We start from the raw sequence: 21,888 nt of genomic DNA on the forward strand, positions 1-21,888 counted from the left end.
CTGCGTGGGAAAAGGCTGGGTTGTTTTTCTGGTCGCCAGATGGCTATCGCGGGCGGGCCCGCTCCCACAGGGTTCAGCGCAATCCCCGTGGGAGCGGGCTGGGCGGCGCCCTCAAGCCTTACGCCACAACCCCCGAATACCCAACACCGCCGGCACCCCCAACCCCAACCAACTCAAGCCGTCCCACACGCCATCCCCCAGCAGCGCGGCAAACAGCCCGGCCGCGCTGAGCAGGGCGATGACGCTGGGAATGGCGAAGACCTTCCAGAAATTCGATTGCCGTGGCTTCACGCGGGCACCTCCACGGCTTTCGCCGCTTTGCGCCGCACGACCCACAGGTACAGGCCACTGCCAAGGACGACGATGGTCAGCACGTCCAGCACGGCCCAGAGGATTTTCATCGGCATGCCGCCGTAGTCGCCAAAGTGCAGGGGCTGGGACATGCCCATGGCGTCCATGTACCAGGGCCGTTGCGCCACGGCAGTGACCTTGAGGGTGCTGGCGTCGATCAGTACCGGGGTGAGCAGGTGTGAGGTCAGGTGGGTGCTGCCTTTCATGAACACCGCGTAGTGGTGCTCGCTGGAAAAGCGCGTGCCGGGGAAGGCGATGAAGTCCGGGCGCATGCCGGGTGCAGCTTCTTGCGCGATGTCGAGCAAGCGGCTGGCCGGGGCCAGCGCGGCCAGCGGCGGGGCATCGCGGTAGGGCTGGACCATGGCGCTGAGACTGTCGTTGCGCCACGCCGCGATAATCAGGTCGGCGCAGGCGCTGATGACCCCGGTCACGCCCACCACCAGGGCCCAGGTCAGGGTCACGACGCCGATCAGGTTGTGCAGGTCGAGCCAGCGCAGGCGGGTGGATTTGTCGTGGCGCACGGTGGCGAATTTCAAGCGGCGCATGAACGGCAGGTACAACACCGCGCCCGAGACAATCGCCAGCACGAACAGGATGCCCATGAACGCCAGCAGCAGCTTGCCCGCTAACCCGGCGAACATATCCACATGCAGGCGCAGGATGAACATCATCACCCCGCCATTGGCCGAAGGCATGTCCACCACCTCGCCGGTGCGGGCATCGAGCATGAAGGTGTGGGACGCGTTGGGCTCGGTGCCGGCGGTGGCGGCCATGATCGCCACCACGCCGTTGGGGTCTTCTTCATCCCAGCCGAAGTACTGCATCACTTCCCCGGGGCGATGGGCCTGGGCCTTGAGCACCAGTTGCTGCAAGTCCAGTTGGGGGGTATCGGCGGGCAATTGCGCCAGCTCGGGCGCATCGCCCAGCAGGTGATCGATTTCATGGTGAAAGATCAACGGCAGGCCGGTCAGCGCCAGCATCAGCAGGAATGCGGTGCAGATCAGGCTGGTCCAGGTATGAACCGCAGACCAGCGGCGGATGGTTCGGCTTTTCATCGGGGCTCCACAGGCAAAAATAGGCTGCCTTGCGGGCAGCCTATAGGTCACGGGATTTTTCTTGGGTGGGAGCGAGCCTGCTCGCGATAGCGCCGGCCCAGCCAACATCGCTGTCGGTTGGCCGGCCGCCATCGCGAGCAGGCTCGCTCCTACAAGGGTTTATCTCTTTTTAGAATTTGTAATTCACGCTGGCGACCACGTTGCGTTCGTCACCGTAGTAGCACCAGTAGCCGTCGCAGTTGGCCAGGTAGTCCTTGTTGAACAGGTTCTTGGCTTCGACGGCGACGGTCATGCCTTTGAGGCTGTTGCCCAGGCGGCCCATGTCGTAGTGCACGGCGGCGTCGTACACGGTGTAGGAGCCCACGTGGGCGACGGCGGTGTTGCTGGCATTGCCGTAGGTGTCACCGACGTAGCGCACGCCCGCGCCCATGCCGAAGCCGTCGAGCACGCCGGCGTTCCAGGTGTAGTCGCCCCACAGGGTGGCCTGGTTGCGCGGGATCAGCGCCATACGCTTGCCCACTTCGTCGGGTTTGCCCTTGAGGGTTTCGGTGTCGGTGTAGGTGTAGGAGCCGACCACCTTGAGGTTGTCGTTGACCTGGGTGGTGGCTTCCAGCTCCAGGCCGCGGACCTGCACTTCGCCGACCTGGCGGGTGAGGCTGCCTTCGGCGACTTTCACGTTGCTCTGGCGCAAGTCATACACGGCGGCGGTCAGCAGGCTGCGGCTGCCCACGGGTTGATACTTTACGCCGGCCTCGTACTGGCGGCCCTCGGTGGGTTTGAACGATTGCGCCGCATCGACGCTGGCGCCGGTGCTCGGTTGGAACGACTCGGTGTAGGACAGGTACGGCGTCACGCCGTTGTCGAACACGTAGCTCAGGCCGACGTTGCCGGTGAAGGCTTTGTCGCGCTGGGTGCTGGTGGCGTCGCCTCTGTTGTGGAAGGTGGTGCCGGTGTGCACCCAGTCTTCACGCCCGCCCAGGGTCAGGCGCCAGTTGTCCAGGGCCATCTGGTCCTGGATGTAAACGCCGGTTTGCTGGGTTTTCTGGCCAAAGTCCTGCAACGCGAAGTAGCTGACATTGGACATGTCCTGGCCGTGCACCGGGCGGTTCACGTTGATCGGCGGCACGTTGTAGCCATTGGGTTTACCGTCGGCGCCGTAGGTGTACGAGCCGCCGTACAGCCATTGGTAGTTGGTGTTGGAGCGCTGGTGATCGACGCCCAGCAACAGGGTGTGCTGCACGGCGCCGGTCTGGAAGTCAGCCTGGAAGTTGTTGTCCACGGCGAACTGGCTGATGTCTTCGTTGACGATGCCCGCCTCGCGGTTGACGTTGCCATCGGCATCGACCGTGTTGATGGTGCCGACGTTGACGGCTTGAAAACCCAAATCGCTCTTGGTGTAGCGCAGGTTTTGCTTGAACTGCCAGGTGTCGTTGAGGTGCGTTTCAAAGGCGTAGCCCAGGGCGTAGTAGGTGCGGTCGTAGAAGTCCCAACCCGGCTCGCCGAGGTTCTTGTGGTGGGAAATCTTGCTGCCTGGCAGTTGGGTGCCCTGCAACGGCAGGAACTGCCCGGTGATGCCGGTATCGTCGCGGGTGTACTGGGAAATGAACGTCAGCTTGGTGTCGTCGTTGATGTTCCAGGTCAGGCTGGGGGCGATGTTGTAGCGCTTGTCCGGGATGTGATCGACCGGCGCGTTGCTGTCGCGCACCACGCCGCTGACGCGGTAGAGAAAGCGGCCTTCGTCATCGATTTTGCCGGTGCTGTCGAAGTTGATTTGCTTGTGTTCGTTGCTGCCGGCCTGGGCTTCGACCTGGTGGGCACTTTCAGCCTGGGGGCGGCGGCTGACCATGTCGAGCATGCCGCCGGGCGGGGTCTGGCCGTACACGGACGAGGCCGGGCCGCGCAACACGGTGATGCGCTCCAGGTTCCACGGCTCGACCTTGGGGTTGGAGAACGAGCCCTTGGGCAGCGGGATGCCGTCGAGGAACTGGGTCGGGTCGAAGCCGCGCACCCGCAGCCAGTCGGCGCGCGAGTCGGAACCGTAGCCGCTGCTCTGCACGCCGGCGGTGTAGCGCAACGCGTCGTTGAGGTTGAGCACTTGGCGCTCGTCCAGTTGCTCGCGGGTAATCACCGTCATCGAGCGCGGTGCTTCGACAATCGGCGTGTCGGTCTTGGTGCCGGCGGCGGTGCGGGTGGCGACGTAACCGTCGGCCGGGCCCCAGGCGCTTTCCAGGTTTGCCTGGCCGGTGATGCTGGTAACCGGCAGGGCCAATGCGCCCTCCGGCACTGGGGCCAGGCTGTAGGTGCCGGCGCCGCTCTGTTCCAGTTGCAGGCCGGTGCCACGTAGGGCCTGGCGTAGGGCGGTGCTGGCGTCGAACTGGCCCTGCACCGGCGCCGAGGTCTTGCCGGCGGCCAGGGCGGGGTCCAGGGTCAGGGCCAGGCCGGCCTGGCTGGCGATCTGATTCAGGGTGCCGGCCAAGGGTGCAGCCGCCAGGTTGTAGGCGCGCACGGCGGACGCCTGCTCGGCGGCGATCAAGGCGGTGCTGGCCAGCGGTGTGCACAGGGCGATGGCGACGGCCAACAGGCTGGGGCGCAACAGGGTATCGAACGAACGGGACATCGGCGGCTCCTGAATGGAAATATTTCTCAATTGCCTAGGTGCCGAACGAGATGGGAAAAGTGATAGGGCGTGAATGAAATTAATTTCGATTCAGCAAGTAAAGAGGGGTGTGGGCCGGGCGCCGCTCCGCTCGCCCGCGATGAGGTCGGCCATCGAATGGATACGTATCGACAGTACTGCCGCCATCGCGGGCAGGCCCGCTCCCACAGTTGAATGGTGGTGAGGGTGGAATTTTATTTTTTCTGTGGGCGCGAGCCTGCTCGCGATGGCGGCACTGAGTGGCGGTGACGAATGGTCGAGGTAAGACCGTTGCTCCCACAGGAAAATGCCCCAACAGCGTTTTGAGGCTAAAGCGGCTCAACCTTGGCCTCGACCGTCACCCACCACGGCGTGTGCTGCTGGATCTGCACCGGCAGGGTCGGCAGCAGGGCGGTGAGGGCCAGGTCGGTGTCGTGCAGCGGGAAGCTGCCGGTGATACGCAGGTCGGCCACTTGCGCGGTCACGCCCAGGTGGCCGGGGCGGTAGCGGCTCAGTTCGTTGACCAGGTCTTCCAGGCGCGCGTTGTCCACCACCAGCATGCCGCGGGTCCAGGCGTCGGCGCCGGGCTTGAGGGCGATCAGCGGGCCGAGGCCGTCGCGGCGCATCAGCACTTGCTGGCCGGCCTGGTAGATCTGCTCGTCGGCGCCGGCCTGCGGGTGGGCGGCCACGGCCGATTGCAGCACGCTCAGGCGCGTGCCGGCCTCTTCGCGGCGCACCAAGAAGCGTGTGCCCAGGGCGCGCAGGCTGCCGTCGGCGGTTTCGACGATAAACGGGCGTGGGTCGTTGTGGCCGGTCTCGACCAGGATTTCCCCTTCCTGCAACACGATGCGCCGCTGCTTGTCGTCGAAGCGCACGTCCATCGCGCTGTGGGTGTTGAGGTTGATAAGGGTGCCGTCGGCCAGGCGCAGCGTGCGTTGCTCGCCGGTGGCGGTGCGTTGGTCGGCCAGCCAGTAATCCACAGGCAGGTAGCGCGGGCCGGCGAACAGCGCCAGGCCGCACACCAACACCACACTGGCCAACCCGGTGCCGAGTTTGCGCACGCGCCGGCGGATGCCTTCGCGCGATTGCAGCAGGGCCGTGCGCGCCGGGCCGCTGGCGGCGCTGAAGCGTTGGTCGAGCATGCCCAGTTGCCGCCAGGCGCGGGCGTGTTCTTCGGCGGCGGCGTGCCATTGGGCGAAGGCTTCGCGCTCCAGCGCGCTGGCGGCGCCGCAGTCCAGGCACAACTGCCAGGCAATCGCGGCGTCCAGCACCTGTGCCGAGACGGGTTGGCGTTCGGCGCGGCTCATTGCGGCGCGCCGTACAGGGCGATGTAGCACTGGCGGATGCCCTGGGCCAGGTACTGGCGCACGCGGGGCACCGACACACCGAGGCGCTCGGCGATTTCGCCGTGGCTCATGCCGTCGAGACGGTTGTAGAGGAACGCGGCGCGGGCCTTGGTCGAGAGCTTGCCTAGCAGGCGATCGATGGCCTTGAGGTCTTCGAGGATCAGTTGCTGTTCTTCCGGGGACGGTTGTTCGTGCACGGGGATCAGCATCAGTTCGCTGAGGTAGGCCTGTTCCAGCGCGGCGCGGCGGAAGTAGTCGAACAACAGGCCCTTGGCGATGGCCACCAAAAACGCCCGCGGTTCACGCGGGGCGTTGAAGCTGTCGCGGCCCAGCAGGCGCACGAACGTGTCCTGGCTCAGGTCCTCGGCGCGCTGCGGGCAGGCCACATTGCGCCGCAGCCAAGCCAACAGCCAGCCGCGATGGTCGCGATAAAGCGAACCTACCAGCTCATTGTTGGGGTTTTGGACTGACGACACAGGGCATCACCGACGTAGGAGTTTAAGCTAACGAGAATTGTTCGCGATTCTGGCAGAAGCCTGGAGGCGGCGCAATTGGCGTTGGTCGGGTGCTGCTGTAGCAGGCGGGCGAGCCCGCTAGGTCAGAACGACTGCGCCTGGCGTCGGCGTTTCCATTGGCCCAGGCGTTGTTGCAGGTTCAGCGGGCTGTGGATTTGCTGCTGGCGGGCGCGGCTAAACAGGATCAGCGCCAGTTCGGCGGTGGCCAGGGCGTCGGCGCTGGCGTGGTGGCGTTCGCCCACGTGCAGCTTGAAGTGCTCGATCCAGTCGTCCAGCCCCGCCTCGCGGATGTGCGCCTGGGGGCAGACCAGCGGCGCCATGTCCGCCACATCCAGGAACGGGTGCTGCAAGCGGTAGCCCAGGCTGGTTTTCAGGGCGCGGCCGAGCATGTGCTGGTCGAAGGGCGCATGGAAGGCCAGCAGCGGGCTATCGCCGACAAATTCCATGAAGTCGAGCAAGGCCTCCACCGGGTCGCTGCCGGCGGCAATCGCGCTGGGCCCCAGGCCATGGATCAACACGCTGGGCCCGACGCTGTGGTCGGGGCGTTGCAGGGTGCGCTCGAACTGTTGACGAAAATCGATGGCGCCGTCTTCGATCACCACGGCGCCGATGGACAGCACTACATCTTTGTTCAGGTTCAGGCCGGTGGTTTCCAGGTCCACCACCACCCAGCGCTGCTCGCGCAGGCTGCACTCGTCCAGTGGCGCGGCGGGCGCCAGGGCCTCCAGGCGTTGTTGCTGGGTTGGGCTCAGGGTCGGCGCGCTGGGGCGCAGCCAGTTGAACAGGCTCATAGCTGATACCGCAGGGCCAGGCTGCTTTGCAGGCGTTGGGCCTGGCGCAGGGACTCGCGCAGGATGCGCCGGTCGAGGTGGTTGAGGCTGTCGGGGTCGACGCGGTTGGAGTAGGGCAGGTTTTCCCGGGTCTGCAATTGGTGTTGCTGCATGCGGGTTTGCTGGATGAAGTGGTAAGCCTCCTCGTAGGCGGCGCCGTCCAGGCGTTCGATCACTTCGCGCTCGACCAATTGGCGCAGGCGTTCGAGGGTGTTGTTGGCTTCCACGCCGTTGGCCAGGGCCAGCAGGCGGGCGCCGTCGACGAAGGGGGTCAGGCCTTGCACTTTCAAGTCCAGGGTGGCTTTGTCCGTGCCTTTGCGCGTCAGCACGAAATCGCGGAAGCGCCCCACGGGCGGGCGTTGGCGCAGGGCGTTCTCGGCCATCATGCGTTGGAACAAGCGGTTGTCGGCGACCTGCTCCAGGATGCCCCGGCGCAGTTGCTCGCAACCCTGTTCGTCACCCCATACCACCCGCAGGTCGAAGTAGATGCTGGAGGCCAGCAGGTTTTCCGGTGTCGCCTCGCGGATAAACGCCGCGAAGCGCCGCGCCCATTCGGCCCGCGACAGGCACAGCTCGGGGTTGCCGGCCATGATGTTGCCTTTGCACAGGGTAAAACCGCACAACGCCAGGTTCTGGTTGATGTGCTGCGCCAGGGGCAACAGCTTGCCGCGGATCTCGGCGGCATGGGCGGCGTCGCGGGCCTCGAAGAGGATGCCGTTGTCCTGGTCGGTGTGCAGGGTCTGCTCGCGGCGCCCTTCGCTGCCAAAGCACAGCCAGGTGAACGGCACGCCGGGGTCGCCCTTGTCGGCCAGGGCCAGCTCGATGACCCGACACACGGTGTGGTCGTTGAGCAGGGTGATGATGTGGGTGATTTGGGTCGAAGACGCACCGTGGGCCAGCATGCGCTCGACCAATTGGCCGATTTCCCCGCGCATGGCCACCAGGTTCTCCACCCGGGGCGCATTGCGGATGGTGCGGGCCAGGTGCACCAGGTCGACCCGCTGCAGGGAGAACAGATCGCGCTCTGACACCACGCCGCACAGGCGCTGATCCTTGACCAGGCAGACGTGGGCGATATGCCGCTCGGTCATGGCGATGGCCGCATCAAACGCACTGTGCTCGGGGCTGAGGAAAAACGGCGCCTGGGTCATGTGCCGGGCGATGCTTTGGTTGAAATCGCTGGTGCCGTCGGCCACCACTTGGCGCAGGTCGCGCAGGGTGAAAATGCCCAGCGGTGCCTTGTGCTCATCCACCACCACAATGCTGCCGACCTGCTGCTCATGCATCAGCGTCACCGCCTCGCGCAGGGGCGTGGCGGGCAGGCAACTGACCGGGTGGCGCATGGCCAATTCACCCAGGCGCGTGTTCAGGGAGTATTGGGTGCCGAGGGTTTCCACGGCTTTTTGCTGCACCTGCTGGTTGACCTGGTCCAGCAGGCTGCTGACCCCGCGCAGGGCAAAATCGCGAAAGGCGCTGGAGAGGGCGAACAGCTTGATGAACGCGAGTTTGTTCAGTTGCAGGCAGAAGGTGTCCTCCCCCGCCCGATGCTCGGTGCGGGTGGCGCGCTCGCCCAGCAGCGCGGCCAGGGGAAAGCACTCGCCCGTGGTGATCTCGAACGTGGTTTCGGTACCGCCCCGCGCCGTGTGCGGGCGCTCACCCACCACGCGGCCCTGCTTGACGATAAAAAAATGCTCCACCGGCCCGTCGGCAGGTTTGACGATGCTCTCGCCAGCGGCATAGAAGCGCAGTTGGCATTGCTCCACCAGGTACGCCAAGTGGGCGTTTTCCATCTGGTTGAAGGGCGGGAAGCGCTGCAGGAACTGCATGGTGCCGTGGATGTTCTGCAACACCGCGGTTTTCCCTGCCTGGGTGAAGGCATCCGTTTTGCTCATTGGCGTGTACCGCAGTCTTTTTGGATTTGTTGTGGCGGCCATGGTCGGCTGCCCGGTGCGCAGTGCCCATTGGACGTAAGTCTAGGCTCGGTCACAAATATTCAGACATGGCCTACGAGAACTGGCGAATAAACCGCTTGTCGGCACTCTTGGAAAACTTTCCGACGAAGCGCACATTGAAGCTTCGCCCGGCGATGTCAGACCACTGTGCTGGGAGATTGTCTTGAACCTGTAGAGATTGTTATGCCTGACCACGATATTTTGAGCGAGGCCGAGCGCGAGGCGCTCAGTGCCGTGATGCTGGAACCGGATTTGCCGCCGCAACGGGTACTGATCGTTGACGACGACCGCGATGCCCGCGAGCTTCTCGCAGAAATCCTCGCCCTGGACGGCATCCACTGCCTGACTGCCGCCAGCGGCAAGGCCGCGCTCGACCTCTTGGCCTCGCGCAACTCCATCGGCCTGCTGATTACTGACCTGCGCATGGCGCCCTTCGATGGCCTGGACCTGATCCGCCAGGTGCGCGAATCGGTGCGCGCAGCGCTGCCGATCATCATCGTTTCCGGCGACGCCGAAGTGGGCGACGCCATCGCCGCCATGCATTTGAACGTGGTGGATTTTTTGCTCAAGCCCATCGATACCGACAAGCTGCTGGCGCTGGTCAAGCACGAATTGGGCATGGCATAGCCAGCCTGCGTCCTACGAACAGGTGCCAGAAACGACAAAGCCCCGACCTTGCGGCCGGGGCTTTGTGGTTTACGGCGTTGGCTTACAGGCCGTTGGCAGCCTTGAACTCACGGCGGCGGCGGTGCAGCACCGGCTCCGTGTAGCCGTTGGGCTGTTTGGTGCCTTCGATCACCAGTTCGACCGCTGCCTGGAAGGCAATGTTGCTGTCGAAGTTCGGGGCCAGTGGGCGGTACAGCGCGTCCCCGGCGTTCTGGCGGTCTACCACTGGGGCCATGCGCTTGAGGCTTTCCAGCACCTGAGCTTGAGTGACGATGCCGTGACGCAGCCAGTTGGCGATGTGCTGGCTGGAGATACGCAGCGTGGCACGGTCTTCCATCAGGCCGATGTCGTTGATGTCCGGCACCTTGGAGCAACCCACGCCTTGGTCGATCCAACGCACCACATAACCGAGGATGCCTTGGGCGTTGTTGTCCAGTTCGTTCTGGATTTCTTCGGCCGACCAGTGGGGATTGCTCGCCAACGGGATGGTCAGGATGTCGTCCACCGACGCGCGGCCGCGCTTGGCCAGTTCGGCCTGGCGGGCGAATACATCGACCTTGTGGTAGTGCAGCGCGTGCAGCGCGGCGGCGGTCGGCGACGGTACCCACGCGGTGTTGGCGCCGGCCAGCGGGTGGGCGATTTTCTGCTCCAGCATGGCGGCCATCAGGTCAGGCATGGCCCACATGCCTTTGCCGATCTGGGCGCGACCTTGCAGGCCGGTGCTCAGGCCGATATCGACGTTCCAGTTCTCGTAGGCGCCGATCCACTTCTCGGTTTTCATGGCGGCTTTGCGCACCATCGCGCCGGCTTCCATGGAGGTGTGGATTTCATCGCCGGTGCGGTCCAGGAACCCGGTGTTGATAAACACCACGCGCTCGCTGGCGGCCTTGATGCAGGCCTTGAGGTTGACCGTGGTACGGCGCTCCTCGTCCATGATCCCGACTTTGAGGGTGTTGCGTGGCAGGGCCAGCACGTCTTCGATGCGGCCGAACAACTCGTTGGTGAACGCGGCTTCTTCCGGGCCGTGCATCTTCGGTTTGACGATGTAGACCGAACCGGTGCGGCTGTTCTTGCGCGAGGTGTTGCCGTTGAGGCTGTGGATCGCCGCCAGGCTGGTCATCAGGCCATCGAGAATGCCCTCGGGGACTTCGTTGCCGTCCTTGTCGAGGATCGCGTCGATGGTCATCAGGTGGCCCACGTTACGCACGAACAACAGCGAACGACCGTGCAGGCTCAGTTCGCCGCCATCCGGGGTGGTGTAGGTGCGGTCGGCGTTCATGGTGCGGGTGAAGGTCTGGCCGCCCTTGGCCACTTCTTCGGCCAGGTCGCCCTTCATCAGGCCGAGCCAGTTGCGGTAGATCACCACTTTGTCGTCGGCATCGACGGCGGCGACGGAGTCTTCGCAGTCCATGATGGTGGTCAGCGCGGCTTCCATCAGGATGTCTTTGACACCGGCGGCATCGGTCTGGCCCACCGGGGTGCTGGCATCGATCTGGATTTCGAAGTGCAGGCCGTGGTTTTTCAGCAGCACGGCGGTCGGTGCCGCGGCATCGCCGTGGTAGCCGATCAGTTGCGCGTCATTGCGCAGGCCACTGTTGCTGCCGCCCACCAGGGCGACCACCAGTTTGCCGTCCACAATCTTGTAGCCCGTGGAATCGACGTGGGTGCCAGCGGCCAGGGGCGCGGCTTCGTCGAGGAAGGCGCGGGCGAAGGCGATGACCTTGTCGCCACGGACCTTGTTGTAGCCTTTGCCCTTTTGCGCGCCATCGGCTTCGCTGATGGCGTCGGTGCCGTACAGCGCGTCGTACAGCGAACCCCAGCGGGCGTTCGAGGCGTTGAGGGCAAAGCGGGCGTTCATCACCGGCACCACCAGTTGCGGGCCGGCCATGCGGGCGATTTCGTCGTCGACGTTTTGCGTCGTCGCCTGGAAATCCGCTGCTTCTGGCAGCAAATAACCGATGTCTTGCAAGAAGGCTTTGTAGGCCACGGCGTCGTGGGCCTGGCTGGCATGAGCCTGGTGCCAGGCATCGATACGCGCCTGGAAATCATCGCGTTTGGCGAGTAGGGCTTTGTTCTTCGGTGCCAGGTCATGGATGACCTTGTCGGCACCGGCCCAGAACTGGTCGGCGGTGAGGCCGGTACCGGGAATGGCTTCGTTATTCACGAAGTCGAACAGGACTTTGGCGACCTGCAGGCCACCGACTTGAACGTGTTCAGTCATTGCTTGCCTCACTCTGCTCAGCTATTTCGCTTTTCAGCTCTTGTAAAAAAACAATGAAGCCTCTGGCCATTTAAACCACAAACCCCGGTGCCAGTACATGCCATCACTGTGGCGGCTGGTTCGTTCCAATCACAGGCTTGACGCCTTGCCGATAGTGCCGTGCGGGGTTGCGATGGCGCCGTGGCAGACATCGATCCAACGTTATGTAGTGCGCGCCGGGGCATACTACATGATGAATTGCGGTTGTGAAAATTAGACTAAATACGTCGTTCTGCGACCTAAGTCGGCAGTCTGGTCACGCCGTGGTGGGCGATGTTCTCAAAAAACAGATGAATTGTTCCAGATAAATATAAAAACAGTACACAGAATGTTTTTTAACCGGCTCCACAGAGGCTCCGTCGCCAGCGCGCTAGCCCGCTTGCTACAGCAGATGGGCCTCCGGCAGGCGAGGGCGCTGCCTATACTGGTTCGATCCATCACCTGAGGGCTTTGCCATGGACCACCTCGTACTCACCGTGATCGCCCCGGACAAACCCGGCCAGGTCGAGCATATCGCCCAGTGCATCGCCGAGCACGGCGGCAATTGGCTGGAAAGCCGCATGGCGCGCATGGCCGGGCAGTTTGCCGGGATCCTGCGCATCGGCGTGCCCGCCGAGGCCTATGACGCGTTGGTCGATGCTCTGCAAGGCTTGGCCACCCACGGCATCCGGGTGCTGATCGCCGAAAGCGGCATCGAACAGTCGTGCACCTGGAAGCCTATCGCTATGGAACTGGTAGGCAACGACCGGCCGGGTATCGTGCGCGATATCACGCGGCTGTTGAGCGAGCAGGGCGTCAACCTGGAGCGGTTGGTAACCGATGTGCGCCCCGCGCCCATGAGCGGCGAGCCGCTGTTCCATGCCGAGGCGCTGCTGGCGGTGCCGTTGACCCTGTCGCTGGACGTGCTGCAAACACGCCTGGAAACCCTGGCCGACGACTTGATGGTGGAGCTGGTGCTGCGCAGCGACAGCTGAAGGGCGGGGTTATCCAAGGAAACCTTGCACCTGCCTGTGGATAACCTGTAGAGACTCGCCGCCAGCCCAGGCGGGCCGGGCTGCTTCAGCAATTGAGCAAAAAACCAGCAGTTTCAACGGCTTGTGCACAAACGCCGGGGATGGGCCTGTGGATAACCTTGGGAAAGATGCGTGCAGGCCACGGCGGGCGTGGCCTGGGAGGGTTTGTACGTTTTTCGATCAGCGCCGCTTGCGGATGCTCAGCCAGATATCGACGCTGTACACCACCAGGGCCGCCCAGATAAAGACCAACGCCACCAGGGTGCTGGGCGACAAGTGTTCGCCAAACAACAGCACCGCTTGCAGCAACACCAGGGTGGGGGCGATGTACTGCAAAAAGCCCAGGCTGGTGTAAGGCAAGTGCCGTGCGGCGGCGTTGAAGCACACCAGCGGGATGAGCGTCACCGGCCCGGCCGCCACCAGCCACCAGGCTTCGCTGGTGCTCCAGAACGCCATCTGCGCGCTGTGGGCGCCGGGGTTGAGCAGCAACCAGCCCAGGGCAATCGGCACCAGCATCCAGGTTTCCACCACCAGCCCCGGCAGGGCTTTGACCGGCGCCTGTTTGCGGATCAGGCCGTAGCAGCCGAAGGTCAGCGCCAGCACCAGGGAAATCCACGGCACGCTGCCCAGTTGCCACACTTGCTGCGCCACGCCCAATGTCGCCAGCCCCACCGCGACCCATTGCAGGCGCCGCAGGCGCTCGCCCAGGATCACCATGCCCAGCAGTACATTGACCAAGGGGTTGATGTAGTAGCCCAGGCTCGCCTCGACCATGTGCCCGCTGTTCACCGACCAAACGTAGGTCAGCCAGTTCGCCGCGATCAGCGTGCCGCTCAGCGCCAGGATCGCCAGGCGCCGCGGGTTATCGCGCAGTTCGCGCCACCAACCGGGGTGCTTCCACACCAGCAACAGCAAGCCGCCGAACAGCGCCGACCACAACACCCGGTGGATGATGATCTCGACTGCCGGCACCGAGGCGATGGCCTTGAAGTAAAGCGGGAACAGGCCCCAGATGATGTAGGCACTCAGGCCCAGGATGTAGCCGTGGCGCGGGTTGGCGGCTGGCATGCAAAGTCCTTGCTTAGGCAACTAACAAAGCGGTGATTGTAAGGAGGTTTGTCCGCGGTTGCCGCTTTTTGTGGGGGCGGGCTCGCGACGATGGCAGGCATTCAGTCTTCTTCTGTGGGGGCAGGCGTGCCCGCGATGGCGGCCTCCCAGCCGCTGGAGGAGTGGTGCTTTATCGCGAGCAGGCTCACTCCCACCCGCATCACCACTCCTCAGTAGCCACGCGGTGTTCAGAACAAGCGCAACGGCTCTTCATTGAGCGCCGACAGTTGCTCGCGCAGGGCCAGCACCTGGTCGCCCCAATAGCGCTCACTGCCGAACCACGGGAAGCTGTGGGGGAACGCCGGGTCGTCCCAGCGCCGCGCCAGCCAGGCGCTGTAGTGCATCAAGCGCAGGGCGCGCAGGGGTTCGATCAGCGCCAGTTCGCGCGGGTCGAAGTCGTGGAATTCCTGGTAGCCATCCATCAGTTCTGACAGCTGCCCCAGGCATTCCTGACGGTCGCCGGCGAGCATCATCCACAAGTCTTGCACCGCCGGGCCCATGCGGCAGTCGTCGAGGTCGACGATGTGGAACACCTCGTCGCGGCACATCATGTTGCCGGGGTGGCAATCGCCGTGCATGCGGATGTTCTTGTGGGGCGTGGCCTTGTAGACCTCTTCCACGCGCTTGAGCAGGTCACGCGCCACCGACTCATAGGCCGGCAGCAGGCTTTTGGGGATGAAGTTGCCGTCCAGCAGGGTGTTGAGCGAGTCGTGGCCGAAGTTCTTCACGCCCAGCGCTTCGCGGTGCTCGAACGGGCGGGTGGCGCCCACAGCGTGCAAGCGCCCCAGCAATTGGCCGAGGCGATGGAGTTGGTCGAGGTTGCCCGGCTCCGGCGCCCGGCCGCCACGGCGCGGGAACAGGGCGAAGCGGAAACCGGCGTGCTCGAACAGGCTTTCGCCGTTGTGGATCAGTGGCGCCACCACCGGCACTTCGCAGTCGGCCAGTTCAAAGGTGAAGCGGTGTTCTTCCAGGATGGCGTCGTTGGTCCAGCGCTGGGGGCGGTAGAACTTGGCGATCAGCGGTTCGCTGTCGTCGATGCCGACTTGGTAGACGCGGTTTTCGTAGCTGTTGAGCGCCAGCACGCGAGCGTCGCTGAGGAAACCGATGCTTTCAACGGCATCGAGCACCAGGTCGGGGGTAAGGGTTTCAAACGGATGGGCCATGCTGACTCCTGCGCGCAGCAGGCTGCCGCGTCCGGCCCGGCATGTTAGCGCAGACGGGCGCAGATAGGTGGGGATCGCTATCGCGAGCAGGCTCGCACCCAGCCTTGAAGGGTGCCAAGCATTCAAGGCTGGGGCGGGCCGGCGATGGCGGTTTATCAGGCGCCGACGATCCCGCCATCCTCCCGGCTGATTGCCATCACCGATGAACGCGGCTTGCCGTTAGGCAGGTGCTCGGGGAAGGTCGAACCGCCGTTTTCGCCAGGGTGCTGAATGCCCACGAACAGGGTCTTGAAGTCGGGCGCGAAGCTGATGCCGGTGACTTCGCAGCCCACCGGGCCGACCATGAAACGACGGATCTCACCGCTGTCCGGGTCGGCGCAGAGCATTTGGTTGTTGCCCATGCCGGCGAAGTCGCCGCCGTTGCTCGAATCGCCGTCGGTGAGAATCCACAACCGCCCGGCACCGTCAAAACCCAGGCCATCGGGGCTGTTGAACATGTTCTGTGGGGTGATGTTGGCCGAGCCACCCTTGGCCGTGCCGCCGTGCACCACCGGGTTGCCGGCGACCACGAACAGATCCCAGGCAAAGGTCGGGGCGCCGTGTTCGCCGCGCTCAGGCTGCCAGCGCAGGATCTGCCCGTAGACGTTTTTCTCCCGTGGGTTGGGGCCGCCCACCGGTTGGCCGTCTTCGCCGCGCTTGGCGTTGTTGGTCAGGGTGCAATAGACCTGGCCGTCCTTGGGGCTGACCACGATCCATTCCGGGCGGTCCATGCGCGTGGCCTTGACCACGCTGGCGGCCAGGCGCGCATGGATCAGCACCTGGGCCTGGTCGGCGAAGCCGTTACTGGCGTCGAGGCCGTTTTTGCCGTGGCTCAACTCCACCCACTGGCCCTGGCCCTTGGGGTGGTCGGTGTTGCCGTCGCCGCCATCGAACACGGCGACGTAGAGGGTGCCGTGGTCCAGCAGGTCGCGGTTGGCCTTGGGGTTTTTGTGGTCGATCTTGTCGCGGCTGATGAACTTGTAGATGAACTCGCCGCGCTCGTCGTCGCCCATGTACACCACGGCGCGGCCGTCGCCGGTTTCGGCCAGGGCTGCGTTTTCATGCTTGAAGCGGCCCAGAGCGGTGCGCTTGACCGGGGTGGATTGTGGGTCGAACGGGTCGATTTCCACCACCCAGCCATGGCGGTTGAGTTCGTTGGGGTTCTTCGCCAGGTCAAAACGCGGGTCGTGCTGATGCCAGTTGATTTCTTTGCTGGCGGCCACGGCGCCGTAGCGCTTTTGCGCGGCGTCGAAGTGCTGCTCGGCGTTGCTGCTGCCAAAGCAGTCGGTGAAGTTTTCTTCGCACGTCAGGTACGTGCCCCACGGGGTCTTGCCGTTGGCGCAGTTCTGGAAGGTGCCCAGCACAAGTTTGCCGCTGGGGTCGGCGCTGGTTTTGAGCAGCGCGTGGCCGGCCGCCGGGCCGCCGACGCGGATCGGCGCGTTGCCGTGGATGCGGCGGTTGTAGCGCGAACCCTGGACGAACTGCCAGTGGCCGTCGCGGCGCTGCACTTCAATCACCGAGACGCCTTCGCAGGCCTGGGCCTTGTGCACGTCCTCGGCCGATTGCGGCATGCCGCCGTGGGGGTAGAGGTAGCGGTAGTTGGTGTATTCGTTGTTGATCGCCATCAGCGCGCGGTTGGGGTCGTCGGGGAAGGCGAACAGGCTCATGCCGTCGTTGTTGTCGCCAAATTGCAGCTCCTGGGCCTTGGCCGTGCCATTGCCGCTGGGGTCGAAGGCCGGGCCGCCCTGGTGCAGCGGTTGGCCCCAACTGATGAGGACCTTGGCGCTGTAGCCGGCGGGCAGGCTGATGGTGTCGGTGGTGGCGGCGGCGATGCTGGCAAACCCGAGCAGAGGGCTGGTGCCGCTGCTGGCGCCGATGGCCAGGGCGCTGCGGCTGAGCAGGTTGCCGCCCAAAAACATCGCCGCGCCACACAGGGCGCCGGCGCTGATAAAGCCACGCCGGCTCATGCCCACCAGGGTTTCGAGGTCGGTGGGTTGGTTGTCTTCTAATAGGTTCACATCAGGCTCCCTGCAGGTTTTTGCAGTCACCTTAACCAGCGCGTATGACACAAATGTTGCAGGTGCCTAGGACGAACAACTGATCTCCAGGTGCTTGCCCCACTCCGGTGGGCGCTGTGCGTAGGCGGCCATGCCCGGTTGTTCGTCAAAGGGTTGGCTCAACACCTGGTGCAATTGGCGCACGACGCTGTAATCGCCGTTTTCGGCGGCATCGATGGCGTGTTGCGCCAGGTAGTTACGCAGGATGTACAGCGGGTTGACGGCGTGCATGCGGTTGCGGCGCAGGTCTTGCCGCGGCTCGCCGTCGCGGGCGACGCGGGCGGTGTAGTGCGCGGCCCAGGCGTCGAAGCCCGGGCGGTCGATGAAGTCATCGCGCAGGCGCGCCACGGCTTGTTCGGCGGGCTCATCGCCGAGGCGGCGGAAGAACAGGCTGTAGTCGATGCCGCCGCTTTGCATCAGTTGCAGCAGGTGCTCGATCAGTTTCGCGTCGCTGTCTTCGGCGCGGGTCAAGCCCAGGCGCCGGCGCATCAGGTCCAGGTAGTGGGCCTGGTACAGCGGCAGGAACAGCCCCAGGGTTTCGCGCAAGGCTTCGACCTCGATCAGCGGCGTCAGGGCTTGGGCCAGGGCGCTGAGGTTCCATTGGCCGATGGGCACCTGGTTGCTGAAGGCGTAGCGGCCACGGTCGTCGGAGTGGTTGCAGATGAAGTTGGCGTCGAAGTCGTCGAGGAAGGCGAACGGGCCGAAGTCGAAGGTGATGCCCAGGATCGACATGTTGTCGGTGTTCATCACCCCATGGCAGAAGCCATAGGCCTGCCACTTGGCGATCAGTTCGGCGTTGCGCTCGACGATCTCGCGGAACATCGCCAGGTACGGCTGCGGCTGCTCGCGGCACTGGGGGAAATGCGCGGCCAGCACGTGTTCGGCCAGGGCGGTGTGCTCGTCAGTACGCTTTGTGTAGTAGAAATACTCGAAGTGGCCAAAGCGCACATGGCTGGGCGCCAGGCGCAGGACCATGGCGGCGCGCTCCTGTTTTTCGCGCCACACCGGGGTGCTGGAGCCGATCACGCACAGCGCCCGCGAGGTGGGAATACCCAGGGCATGCAGGGCTTCGCTGGCGAGAAATTCGCGGATTGAAGAGCGCAGCACGGCGCGGCCATCGCCCATGCGCGAGTAGGGCGTTTGCCCTGCGCCTTTGAGATGCAGGTCCCAGTGCTCGCCCGCCGCGTTGCAGACCTCCCCCAGCAGCAGGCCGCGGCCGTCCCCCAGTTGCGGGTTGTAGCTGCCGAACTGATGCCCGGAATAGACCATCGCCCGCGGTTGCGCCTCGGCCCACAGTTTGTGGCCGCCGAACAGTTGGGCAAACACCGGGGTGTCGGCCTGCGCCGGGTCGAGGTCGAGCAGGGCCATGGCGGCGGGGCTTGCCACCACCAGGCGCGGGTCGTCGATGGGCTCGGGCAGTACGTGGGTCGAGAAGGCGTCGCCCAGGCGGGCGAAGCGGTTGTCGAAGGTCAGTTCGTCGAGGGCTTTCAAGGGCCATCTCCAGCAGAATGTCCGAGCATTCTGCTGGGATTAACCGGGCTAGTCGAGCTTGGCCGGCGGTGGCTCGCTGTCGGGTTTACCGTCGGCCTTGGGCCCGATGGTTTTGGTTTCCGGGTCGATGGGCACCATTTTGTATTCCTGGCCTTGGAGGTTTTTCAGGTAGACCTCCATCTGGCGGAACGAAATGTTGATGTGCTGCTTCTTGAACTCGCGGTTGATGAAACGGTTGACCTCGTCCACCACCGGGTTGCGGTCGCCCAGGTCGCGCACGTGCATGCGCAGTTCGTGGTCCAGGGTGCTCTCGCCGAAGTTGAGGAAGTACACGAGGGGCTCGGGCTCCTTGAGCACGCGGGGGTTTTCCCGGGCGGCCTTGAGTAGCAGTTCCTTGACCAGGTCCAGGTCGGAGCCGTAGTCCACCCCCAGCTTCAGGGTGACGCGGGTGATGGTGTCGGTCAGCGACCAGTTAATCAGTTGCCCGGTAATGAACGTCTTGTTGGGGACGATGATGTCCTTGCGGTCGAAGTCGGTGATGGTGGTGGCGCGGATGCGGATCTTGCTCACCGTGCCCGACAGGTTGCCGATGGTGATGGTGTCGCCGATGCGCACCGGGCGCTCGAACAGGATCATGATCCCGGAGATGAAGTTGGCGAAGATCTCCTGCATGCCAAACCCCAGGCCCACCGACAGCGCGGCCACCAGCCATTGCAGCTTGTCCCAGCTCACGCCCAGGGTGGACAGGGTGGAGACAAACCCCACGCCGGCGATCACGTACGACAGCAATGTGGTGGTGGCGTAGGCGCTGCCCTGGGCCAGGTCGAGCTTGGACAGCACCAGCACCTCCAGCAGGCCCGGCAGGTTGCGCGCCAGGGCGAAGGTGATGCCGATGATAATCAGCGCGCCGAGCATGTCGCCGATGCTGATGGGCACCATGCTCATGTTGGCGCCGGTGCCGCTGGTGTATTCGTAGAGGGTGATGTTGTCCAGGTAGGAGAACACGGTAATCAGGTCGGCCCAGACCCAGTACAGCGCTGCGATGAACCCGCCGAGCAAGGCCAGGCGGATCAGGCGCATGGACTGCTCGTTGACCTGTTCGATGTCCAGGGTCGGTTCTTCGACCACCACGTCGCCGTCGCCCGCCTCCTTGGCGGCCTGGCGCTTGCTCAGGGCCCGGGCATAGGCCAGGCGCCGCGCCGCCACGCCCAGGCCACGCACGAAAGTGGCTTCGATCACCAGCCAGAACATCAGCAGGTACAGGGTGTTGATGAGTCGGTCGCTGAGTTTGAGCGCGGTGTAGAAGTAGCCAAAGCACACGGCGATGAACAGGGCGATGGGCAGCGCGGTGAACAGCACCCCCAGGGCCTTGCGAAACAGCGAGGTGTTCTTGTGGGTCGGGCTGCTCAGCAGCAGGCGGCTGAGCAGCCACGCCATCAGGGCGTAGCAGGTCAGCACCACGGCAATGCCCAGCACGTCTTCTGCCAGCGCCGCCGGTTGGTGTTCGGCCACGGCCACCACCGCCACCAGCGCCAGCACCACGATGCCCAGGCGCCGCACCCACACCTGCAGGAACTCGACCTGAGGTTTCTCCCAGCGAAAATGCAGCTCCGCCACGCCCCCGGGGGCGAGGATGCGGTAGGCGGTGTAAAACACCAGCCAGGCCTGGGCGGTCTGGATCAGCGCCGCGCCGAGGTTGGCGTTCTGCCCGCGGGCGTCGATCTGCAAGGCGTAGCCGCACAGGGCCAGGGCCAGGGCCACCGGCATCGCCAGCAGCACGTTGATAAGGATCGCCTGGGGCGTGTGCCACTGGCTGTCGCGCTTGAAGTGGCCGATGTCCTGGTGGACCTTGTTGAGCCGCGCATATAAGGGCTTGCGCCGCCACAGCAACACGCCGAACAGCAGTAGCAACGGCAGGAACAGCAGCGGCCGCTGGGTCAGGCCGTCGCGCAACTCGCTCAGGCTGGAGGCCCAGGGCAGGTTATCGATCTGCTTTTCCAGGCGCTGGGGCATGGTGCGCAACCATTCCAGGTCCAGGGGCTTGTTGCTGGGGATCCAGAACATCTGCTCGTCGAGGGTGGCGCGCAGGTTTTGCGCGGTGGTCAGCAGTTGCTTCTGGTTCAGTTGCAGGGTGATGGATTCGTTGAGCAGGGCGCTCAGTTCGCGGCTCAGGCGCTCCAGCAGGTCGGCGCGGGTCATCGCCAGTTCCAGCAGGGTGCGGCGCAGTTGCGGGGTGATTTGCTCCGCGGGCTGGGTGGCCAGCAGGTTGTCCACGTACTTGCTCGGGCTGCTGATGAGTTCGCGTTGCTGGTTGACCTCGAACTGGTAGAGGCGGATGTCGGCGATCTGGTCGGCCAGGTCGCCGTCCATCTGCAGGCGCGGCAAGGCCTGCTTCTGTTTGTAGAGGATCTTGGACAGCAGCAGGCTGCCCTTGAGCACGCTGATCTGCTCGTCCAGGGCCGCGTCGCTCTGGGTCACGTTGTCGAGCAATTGCTTGGTCTTGAGGTTCTGTTGGGTCAGTTCGTTGAGGCGGTCGGTGCTTTTGAGCAGGTAATCGGAGAGCTTGAGGTTGGCCGAGCTCTCGCTGGCCAACAGGCTGCTGCCGCCGGCCTTCTGCGCCTCGATCGATTGCTGGGTCACGGTTTCCTGGGACTGGGCCAGGCGCTTCTGGTTAATCAGGGTTTGCAGGTCCTGGATTTCCTGCTCCAGGCGTGCGGCTTTTTCCAGCACCAAATCGTGCTGGCTGTTGCCCAGGTCTTGCAGTTGGCTGTTGCCGGCCAGTTCCTGGCGGCGCAGCGGAATCAGGGCGTTGAGGGCCGCCAGCTCGGCGTTGAGCTGGTCGCGTTGCTCGGCGGTAAGGGGCTTGCCGCCGTCCTTGCCGGCCTTGAGCAGGCTGTTGATTTGCAGGATGCGCGTTTGGCTGCTGCTGATTTCGGCCTGGGCCCGCTCGGGGCGCGTCTGGGCGGTGATGGTCAGGCTGTTGGCGTCGGCCAGGGCCTTTTGCAGGTCGCTTTGCTGGGTGCTGCGCTCGGTCAGCAACTGTTCGAGCCGCGGCACGTCCAGGTTGGCGTAGCGCTGGGCCACGGGCACCACTTTGGTGGCCTTGAGGCGTTCGAGTTCTTTCTGGTTTTCGCTGTTCTGGCGCGGGGCGTTGGCCAGTTGCTGCTTGAGGTCGATCAGCCGCTGCTCGTAGTCAGCCTTGTTATTGAGCTGGTTGAGGGTTTGCTGCAACACCGCTTGCAGGGCTTTCTGGTCGGCCTCCGGCAGTTTGCGGTCGGCGATTTTGTCCAGGCTGCGCTGAACCGCTTCGCTGCTGGGGGGCTCGGCTGCCTGGACGGCACCGAGGGACAGGCACAGGCTCAGCAGGGCCGTGGCAAAAAGAGTGCGCAAGATTGGCATAGAGACCGG

15 protein-coding genes are annotated in these 21,888 nt (G+C 64.4%); 2 read left to right on the plus strand and 13 right to left on the minus strand.

Annotated elements, in window-relative coordinates:
• Window positions 1-111: 111 nt before the first annotated feature.
• From AC19YT_RS04170 to AC19YT_RS04200, 7 genes are all read right to left on the minus strand, one after another.
• Window positions 112-291: a hypothetical protein gene (locus tag AC19YT_RS04170; protein WP_500609808.1), complete on the minus strand. Its 180-nt coding sequence runs from the start codon at window positions 289-291 to the stop codon at window positions 112-114.
• Window positions 288-1,406: a PepSY-associated TM helix domain-containing protein gene (locus tag AC19YT_RS04175; protein ID WP_500599906.1), complete on the minus strand. Its 1,119-nt coding sequence runs from the start codon at window positions 1,404-1,406 to the stop codon at window positions 288-290. Before AC19YT_RS04175 ends, AC19YT_RS04170 begins: the two co-directional genes overlap by 4 nt.
• 169 nt (window positions 1,407-1,575) lie before the next feature.
• Window positions 1,576-4,023 carry a TonB-dependent siderophore receptor gene (locus AC19YT_RS04180; RefSeq protein ID WP_500609809.1) on the minus strand — a complete coding sequence of 816 codons (2,448 nt, stop codon included), beginning with the start codon at window positions 4,021-4,023 and terminating at the stop codon, window positions 1,576-1,578.
• A gap of 347 nt (window positions 4,024-4,370) precedes the next feature.
• Entirely contained in the window at window positions 4,371-5,348 is a 978-nt protein-coding gene (locus tag AC19YT_RS04185; RefSeq protein ID WP_095110914.1) for a FecR family protein, read from the minus strand.
• A complete protein-coding gene (locus AC19YT_RS04190) occupies window positions 5,345-5,863 on the minus strand; it encodes an RNA polymerase sigma factor (protein ID WP_095110913.1) in 519 nt (172 codons plus the stop codon). The genes AC19YT_RS04185 and AC19YT_RS04190 overlap by 4 nt, the downstream gene beginning before the upstream one ends.
• Window positions 5,864-5,985: 122 nt before the next feature.
• Window positions 5,986-6,693, minus strand: a complete 708-nt coding sequence (locus AC19YT_RS04195) for a 3'-5' exonuclease (protein WP_500599912.1) — start codon at window positions 6,691-6,693, stop codon at window positions 5,986-5,988.
• Window positions 6,690-8,624 carry a putative nucleotidyltransferase substrate binding domain-containing protein gene (locus AC19YT_RS04200; protein ID WP_095110911.1) on the minus strand — a complete coding sequence of 645 codons (1,935 nt, stop codon included), beginning with the start codon at window positions 8,622-8,624 and terminating at the stop codon, window positions 6,690-6,692. The genes AC19YT_RS04195 and AC19YT_RS04200 overlap by 4 nt, the downstream gene beginning before the upstream one ends.
• 243 nt (window positions 8,625-8,867) lie before the next feature.
• Here AC19YT_RS04200 and AC19YT_RS04205 point away from each other — a divergent pair, with 243 nt between their 5' ends.
• Window positions 8,868-9,311, plus strand: coding sequence for a response regulator (locus AC19YT_RS04205; protein ID WP_095110910.1), 444 nt, complete (start codon window positions 8,868-8,870; stop codon window positions 9,309-9,311).
• Window positions 9,312-9,393: 82 nt separating this feature from the next.
• Here AC19YT_RS04205 and AC19YT_RS04210 read toward each other — a convergent pair whose 3' ends face one another.
• A complete protein-coding gene (locus AC19YT_RS04210) occupies window positions 9,394-11,571 on the minus strand; it encodes a malate synthase G (RefSeq protein WP_500599915.1) in 2,178 nt (725 codons plus the stop codon).
• Window positions 11,572-12,065: 494 nt separating this feature from the next.
• Between AC19YT_RS04210 and AC19YT_RS04215 the strand changes: the two genes are divergently transcribed.
• Complete coding sequence (locus tag AC19YT_RS04215; protein ID WP_095110908.1) at window positions 12,066-12,584, plus strand: glycine cleavage system transcriptional repressor; 519 nt, start codon at window positions 12,066-12,068, stop codon at window positions 12,582-12,584.
• Window positions 12,585-12,803: 219 nt separating this feature from the next.
• On the opposite strand, the gene rarD is transcribed toward AC19YT_RS04215, so the two are convergent.
• From rarD to mscK, 5 genes are all read right to left on the minus strand, one after another.
• A complete protein-coding gene (rarD, locus tag AC19YT_RS04220; RefSeq protein WP_095110907.1) occupies window positions 12,804-13,691 on the minus strand; it encodes an EamA family transporter RarD in 888 nt (295 codons plus the stop codon).
• A gap of 227 nt (window positions 13,692-13,918) precedes the next feature.
• Window positions 13,919-14,893, minus strand: a complete 975-nt coding sequence (locus AC19YT_RS04225) for a serine/threonine protein kinase (protein ID WP_095110906.1) — start codon at window positions 14,891-14,893, stop codon at window positions 13,919-13,921.
• A 155-nt stretch (window positions 14,894-15,048) separates the two neighbouring features.
• On the minus strand, window positions 15,049-16,950 hold the full coding sequence (locus AC19YT_RS04230) for a PhoX family protein (RefSeq protein WP_500609810.1): 1,902 nt from the start codon (window positions 16,948-16,950) through the stop codon (window positions 15,049-15,051).
• Between the two features lie 66 nt (window positions 16,951-17,016).
• Window positions 17,017-18,480 carry a protein adenylyltransferase SelO gene (gene selO / locus AC19YT_RS04235; RefSeq protein WP_500599920.1) on the minus strand — a complete coding sequence of 488 codons (1,464 nt, stop codon included), beginning with the start codon at window positions 18,478-18,480 and terminating at the stop codon, window positions 17,017-17,019.
• A 48-nt stretch (window positions 18,481-18,528) separates the two neighbouring features.
• Entirely contained in the window at window positions 18,529-21,879 is a 3,351-nt protein-coding gene (gene mscK / locus AC19YT_RS04240) for a mechanosensitive channel MscK (RefSeq protein WP_095110903.1), read from the minus strand.
• Window positions 21,880-21,888: the final 9 nt, after the last annotated feature.

The sequence above is a fragment of the Pseudomonas sp. MF08875 genome, from assembly GCF_059862525.1.

Coding starts and splice junctions, on each gene's coding strand:
- AC19YT_RS04175 (WP_500599906.1), bottom strand. CDS start 1,406: ATGAAAAGCCGAACCATCCGCCGCTGGTCTGCGGTTCATACCTGGACC.
- AC19YT_RS04180 (WP_500609809.1), bottom strand. CDS start 4,023: ATGTCCCGTTCGTTCGATACCCTGTTGCGCCCCAGCCTGTTGGCCGTC.
- AC19YT_RS04185 (WP_095110914.1), bottom strand. CDS start 5,348: ATGAGCCGCGCCGAACGCCAACCCGTCTCGGCACAGGTGCTGGACGCC.
- AC19YT_RS04195 (WP_500599912.1), bottom strand. CDS start 6,693: ATGAGCCTGTTCAACTGGCTGCGCCCCAGCGCGCCGACCCTGAGCCCA.
- AC19YT_RS04200 (WP_095110911.1), bottom strand. CDS start 8,624: ATGAGCAAAACGGATGCCTTCACCCAGGCAGGGAAAACCGCGGTGTTG.
- AC19YT_RS04205 (WP_095110910.1), top strand. CDS start 8,868: ATGCCTGACCACGATATTTTGAGCGAGGCCGAGCGCGAGGCGCTCAGT.
- AC19YT_RS04210 (WP_500599915.1), bottom strand. CDS start 11,571: ATGACTGAACACGTTCAAGTCGGTGGCCTGCAGGTCGCCAAAGTCCTG.
- AC19YT_RS04215 (WP_095110908.1), top strand. CDS start 12,066: ATGGACCACCTCGTACTCACCGTGATCGCCCCGGACAAACCCGGCCAG.
- rarD (WP_095110907.1), bottom strand. CDS start 13,691: ATGCCAGCCGCCAACCCGCGCCACGGCTACATCCTGGGCCTGAGTGCC.
- AC19YT_RS04225 (WP_095110906.1), bottom strand. CDS start 14,893: ATGGCCCATCCGTTTGAAACCCTTACCCCCGACCTGGTGCTCGATGCC.
- mscK (WP_095110903.1), bottom strand. CDS start 21,879: ATGCCAATCTTGCGCACTCTTTTTGCCACGGCCCTGCTGAGCCTGTGC.